4 protein-coding genes are annotated in these 4,833 nt (G+C 73.4%); all 4 read right to left on the bottom strand.

The features are described 5' to 3' along the window. Positions 1-110: 110 nt before the first annotated feature. The 4 genes from ACZ4WZ_RS28850 to ACZ4WZ_RS28835 are packed head-to-tail and all read right to left on the bottom strand — an operon-like array spanning position 111 to position 4,596. The gene (locus tag ACZ4WZ_RS28850) at positions 111-827 is read right to left on the bottom strand and encodes a DUF3159 domain-containing protein (protein WP_388938367.1); all 717 of its coding nucleotides are present in this window, start codon (positions 825-827) and stop codon (positions 111-113) included. A gap of 3 nt (positions 828-830) precedes the next feature. After that, positions 831-1,250, bottom strand: a complete 420-nt coding sequence (locus ACZ4WZ_RS28845; RefSeq protein ID WP_125816976.1) for an OB-fold nucleic acid binding domain-containing protein — start codon at positions 1,248-1,250, stop codon at positions 831-833. A 44-nt stretch (positions 1,251-1,294) separates the two neighbouring features. Continuing rightward, positions 1,295-1,981: a response regulator gene (locus tag ACZ4WZ_RS28840; protein ID WP_467894822.1), complete on the bottom strand. Its 687-nt coding sequence runs from the start codon at positions 1,979-1,981 to the stop codon at positions 1,295-1,297. Next, a complete protein-coding gene (locus tag ACZ4WZ_RS28835) occupies positions 1,978-4,596 on the bottom strand; it encodes a DUF4118 domain-containing protein (protein WP_467894819.1) in 2,619 nt (872 codons plus the stop codon). Before ACZ4WZ_RS28835 ends, ACZ4WZ_RS28840 begins: the two co-directional genes overlap by 4 nt. Positions 4,597-4,833 lie beyond the last annotated feature (237 nt).

The raw sequence follows: 4,833 nt of genomic DNA, 5'->3' as shown, positions 1-4,833 counted from the left end.
TACCCCCCCCCCCCCCCCCCCCCCCCCCCCCCCCCCCCCCCCCCCCCCCCCCCCCGCCACCCCCCCCCCCCCCCCCCCCCCCCCCCCCCCCCCCCCCCCCGTGCCGCGGCTCAGGCCCGCTTCTGCCGGGCGGCCAGCTCCTCGGCCTCGTACTCGGCGATCACGTCGATCGGCGGCGGCGCCTTCGCCAGGAAGACCCAGGTGAAGTACACGGCCAGCACCATCGGCGGGAGCTTCAGCGCGATCAGCACCCAGCCCAGCTGCGTCTCGTCACCCCACCAGTACAGCGGGAAGAGGATCGCGTACTTGGCCAGGAAGATGAGCCCCCAGGCCAGGCTGGCCTTGGTGTACGCCTTCTTGCGCCCGGGGTTGCGGGTGCGCCAGGAGAGGTTCTCCTTGAAGACCGGCCCCAGGATCACCCCCAGCAGCGGGAACCCCACCAGCGCCGAGACCGTGAACGCGAGGCCCAGGCCGACCCCGTAGATCATGCCGGGCAGGTAGAAGCCCTTGGCGCTGCCGGTGAAGAGGGCGAAGGCCACGCCGACGCCCACGCCGAAGACACCGCTGAAGGCGTGCTTGACGGTGTCCTTGCGCAGCAGCCGGACGACGACCAGCAGCACCGCGACGACGCCCGCCGCGATGGCGGACATCTTCACGTCCTTGTTGATCGTGTAGATCATCACGAAGAGCAGGCCGGGGAGCATCGTCTCCACGGTGCCGCGGACGCCGCCGAAGGCGTCGAAGAGCGCGGCCTGGGTGACCGCCTTCTGGTCGTCGGAGGGCACGGCGCCCGGGTCCGGCGTGGTCGGTTTGTCGAGTGACGTCACCGGTCAGTGCTCCTGTCCGAGCGGTCGGAGTTCGTACTTCGGGTTGAAGAGCACCCGGCGGCCGTGGCTCATCGAGATCCGGCCCGAGGCGATCATGCGCCGGCCGGGCTCGATTCCCACGATCGAGCGACGCCCGAGCCAGACCACGTCCAGCGCGGCCGAGCCGTCGAACAGTTCGGCCTCCAGGGCGGGCACGCCGGCGCGCGGGCGGAGGGTGACCGTGCGCAGCGTGCCGGTCACCTTCACTATCTGACGGTCGTGGCAGTCGCAGATCCGCGTGCACCCCGCGGCTTCTGCGTCCTCCTGCAGTTCCGCCGAATGCAGCTCCTCCTGGGAGGTGGAGAGCCGCTCTATCATCCGGCGGAACCGGCCCGCCGGCCTGGCCGGTTTCGCGGGCTTCTCGGGACGCGGTTCAGCACTCATACGGGAAGCCTACCGGCGCCCCCGCCGCGTCTCGAAGTCCCGCGCTATTCCTCGAAGCGGTACCCCATGCCCGGTTCGGTGACGAAGTGCCGCGGGCGGGAGGGGTCCGCCTCCAGCTTGCGGCGCAGCTGGGCCATGTAGACCCGCAGGTAGTTGGTCTCCGTCCCGTAGGTGGGCCCCCAGACCTCCTGGAGGAGCTGTTTCTGGCTGACCAGCTTCCCGCGGTTGCGCACGAGCACCTCCAGCAGGTGCCACTCGGTGGGGGTGAGGCGTACGTCGCGCCCCTCGCGCACCGCCTTCTTGGCGGCGAGGTCCACCGTGAACCCCTCGGTCGCGACGACCACCTCGTCGCCGCCCGCCCCGGCGGACGGCTCGGCCCGGCGGACGGCGGCGCGCAGCCGGGCCAGCAGTTCGTCCATGCCGAAGGGCTTGGTGACGTAGTCGTCGGCTCCGGCGTCGAGGGCCTCGACCTTCTCGTCGGAGCTGTGGCGGGCGGAGAGCACCAGGATCGGCACCCTCGTCCAGCCGCGCAGCCCCTTGATCACCTCGACCCCGTCCATGTCGGGCAGGCCGAGGTCGAGGACGACCACGTCGGGGTGGCGGGCGGCCGCGAGCTCCAGGGCGCCGGCCCCGTCGGCGGCCGCGTCGACCTCGTACTTGCGCGCCTTGAGGTTGATCACGAGGGCCCGGACGATCTGCGGTTCGTCGTCCACCACGAGCACCCGGGTCATCGGGGACCTGCTTTCTGTCGTCCGGGGAGGTCCCCGGCTCCGGTCGGTTCCTGCGCGGCGGGCCGTGCGCCGCGGGGCACGGCCCCGGTTCCGGCCGGGGCGGGCGGACCGCCGCGGGGCACCGCGCGCAGGGTGAGCACCATCGTGAGTCCGCCGCCGGGGGTGTCCTCGGCGGCGAGGGTGCCGTCCATGGCCTCGGCGAAGCCCCGGGCCACCGCCAGCCCCAGCCCCACGCCGGCCCCGCGGGGGGCGTCCCCGTGGCGCTGGAACGGGGCGAATATGCGGTCCTTGGCCTCGTCCGGGATCCCGGGGCCGCGGTCGACGACGCGGACCTCGACCCGGTCGCCGAGGAAGCTGGCGGCGACCAGGACCCGTCGGCCCGGGGGGCTGTACTTGACGGCGTTCTCCACCACGTTGGCCACGGTCCGCTCCAGCAGTCCCGGGTCCACCGCCACCATCGGCAGGGTCTCCGGCACGTCGAGCAGCACGCTGTCCTCCGGTACGCCGCCCAGCGCCATCGGGACCACCTCGTCGAGGTCGACCTCCCGGATCAGGGGGGTCACGGTGCCGGTCTGGAGCCGGGACATGTCCAGCAGGTTGCCCACCAGGTGGTGCAGCCGGTCGGCGCCCTCCTCGATGCCGGCCAGCAGCTCGGCGCGGTCCTCCTCGGACCAGTCCACGTCGTCGGAGCGCAGGGAGCTGACGGAGGCCTTGATGGACGCCAGGGGCGTACGCAGGTCGTGGCTGACGGCGGCGAGCAGCGCGGTCCGGATCCGGTTGCCCTCCGCCAGCCGGCGGGCCCCCTCGGCCTCCCCCACGAGCCGCTGGCGGTCCAGCACCACGGCCGCCTGGGCGGCGAAGGCGCCGAGCACCCGGCGGTCCTCGGCGGGCAGCACCCGCCCGGACAGGGCGAGGGCCATGTGGTCGCCGATCGGCATGTCGACGTCGGCGTCCTCGGGCCGGGCCGCCGGGCGCGGGCCGACGCTGCCGGCCGGGGTCCAGGGCTCCACCTCGCCGGCCCGTTCCAGCAGGGCCACGGACTCCATGGCGAAGGTCTCGCGCACCCGCTCCAGCAGTGCGTCGAGGGCGGTCTCGCCGCGCAGCACGCTCCCGGCCAGGGTGGACAGGATCTCGGACTCGGCCCGCAGCCGCGCGGCCTGGTGCGTGCGCCGGGCGGCGAGGTCGACCACCGAGGCCACCGAGACGGCGACGCCGAAGAACACCGCGATGGCCGTGATGTTCTTGGGGTCGGAGACGGTGAACCGGTGCAGGGGCGGGGCGAAGAAGTAGTTCAGCAGCAGGGAGCCGGAGGCCGCCGAGGCCAGCGCCGGCCACAGGCCGCCCAGCAGCGCGGCCGTGACCGTGAGCGCCAGGAAGAGGAGCATGTCGTTGGCGAGGCCGGGATCGGCGTCGATGTGGGTCAGCAGGGCGCAGAGCAGTACGGGCAGGACCACGCCGGCCACCCAGCCCGCCACGATCCGCGGCCGGCCGAGCCGGGCCGCCGAGCGGGCCACGGGCAGGCCCCGCCCGCGGGCCACCTCCTCGTGGGTGACGATGTGCACGTCGAGGTCGGGCCCCGAGTCGCGGGCCACGGTGGCGCCCACCCCGGGCCCCAGGACGTACTGCCAGGCCTTGCGGCGGCTGGAGCCCAGCACGATCTGGGTGGCGTTGACTCCGCGGGCGAAGGCGAGGAGCGCCTCGGGAACGTTGTCGCCGATCACATGATGAAACGTTCCGCCTAGATCCTCGACCAGGGTCCGCTGCACCGTGAGCTCCTTGGGCGAGGCCGAGGTCAGCCCGTCGCTGCGGGCGATGTAGACGGCGAGGACCTCGCTGCCGGAGCCCTTGGCGGCGATCCGTGCCGCCCGGCGGATGAGCGTCCGGCCCTCGGGCCCCCCGGTGAGGCCCACCACGATCCGCTCGCGGGCCTGCCAGGTCGAACGGATCCCGTGCTCGCCCCGGTACCGCTGGAGGTGCTCGTCGGTCCGGTCGGCCACCCACAGCAGCGCCAGCTCGCGCAGCGCGGTGAGGTTGCCCGGCCGGAAGTAGTTGGAGAGGGCCGCGTCGACCTTGTCCGGCTGGTAGATGTTGCCGTGCGCCATCCGCCGGCGCAGTGCCTGCGGGGACATGTCGACCAGCTCGATCTGGTCGGCCCGCCGCACCACCTCGTCCGGCACGGTCTCGCGCTGGCGCACCCCGGTGATCGTCTCCACCACGTCCCCGAGGGATTCCAGGTGCTGGATGTTGACGGTGGTCACCACGTCGATCCCGGCGCGCAGCAGTTCCTCCACGTCCTGCCAGCGCTTCGCGTTGCGCGAGCCGGGGACGTTGGTGTGCGCGAGCTCGTCCACCAGGGCCACGGCGGGGCGGCGGGCGAGCACCGCGTCCACGTCCATCTCGGTGAAGGCGGCTCCCCGGTGGGACAGCTCCCGCCTGGGCACCTGTTCGAGCCCGTGCAGCATCACCTCGGTGCGCGGCCGCCCGTGGTGCTCGACGAAGCCGACGACGCAGTCCGTGCCCCGCTCGACCCGGCGGTGGCCTTCCGCGAGCATGGCGTACGTCTTGCCCACACCGGGCGCCGCACCGAGGTGGATCCTGAGTCTGCCGCGTCCCATGCGCTCATTCTCGGGGACGTTCCCGCTGTTCACGTACCGAAAGGGCGTCTGCCGGACATCCCTGACGCATTCCTGACGCGGGCCCGCGGGCCCCGGGCGCGCGAAGGCCCGCGGGGGCCGCCCCCCCGGGGGGAAGGGGGCCCCGGGGAGGGAAAAGCCCCGGTTCTGGCACGTGTTAACGGGCACCGGTTCTCTCCCGGACGAGCTCCCACTGGCCCCCGCCGACGGAGAAGCGTG

The sequence above is a fragment of the Streptomyces sp. NPDC029122 genome (assembly GCF_055569445.1).
The sequence above is the reverse complement of the archived record's forward strand: the minus strand, read 5'-3'. Positions and strand labels throughout refer to the sequence as shown.

Coding starts and splice junctions, on each gene's coding strand:
- ACZ4WZ_RS28845 (WP_125816976.1), bottom strand. CDS start 1,250: ATGAGTGCTGAACCGCGTCCCGAGAAGCCCGCGAAACCGGCCAGGCCG.
- ACZ4WZ_RS28835 (WP_467894819.1), bottom strand. CDS start 4,596: ATGGGACGCGGCAGACTCAGGATCCACCTCGGTGCGGCGCCCGGTGTG.
- ACZ4WZ_RS28840 (WP_467894822.1), bottom strand. CDS start 1,981: ATGACCCGGGTGCTCGTGGTGGACGACGAACCGCAGATCGTCCGGGCC.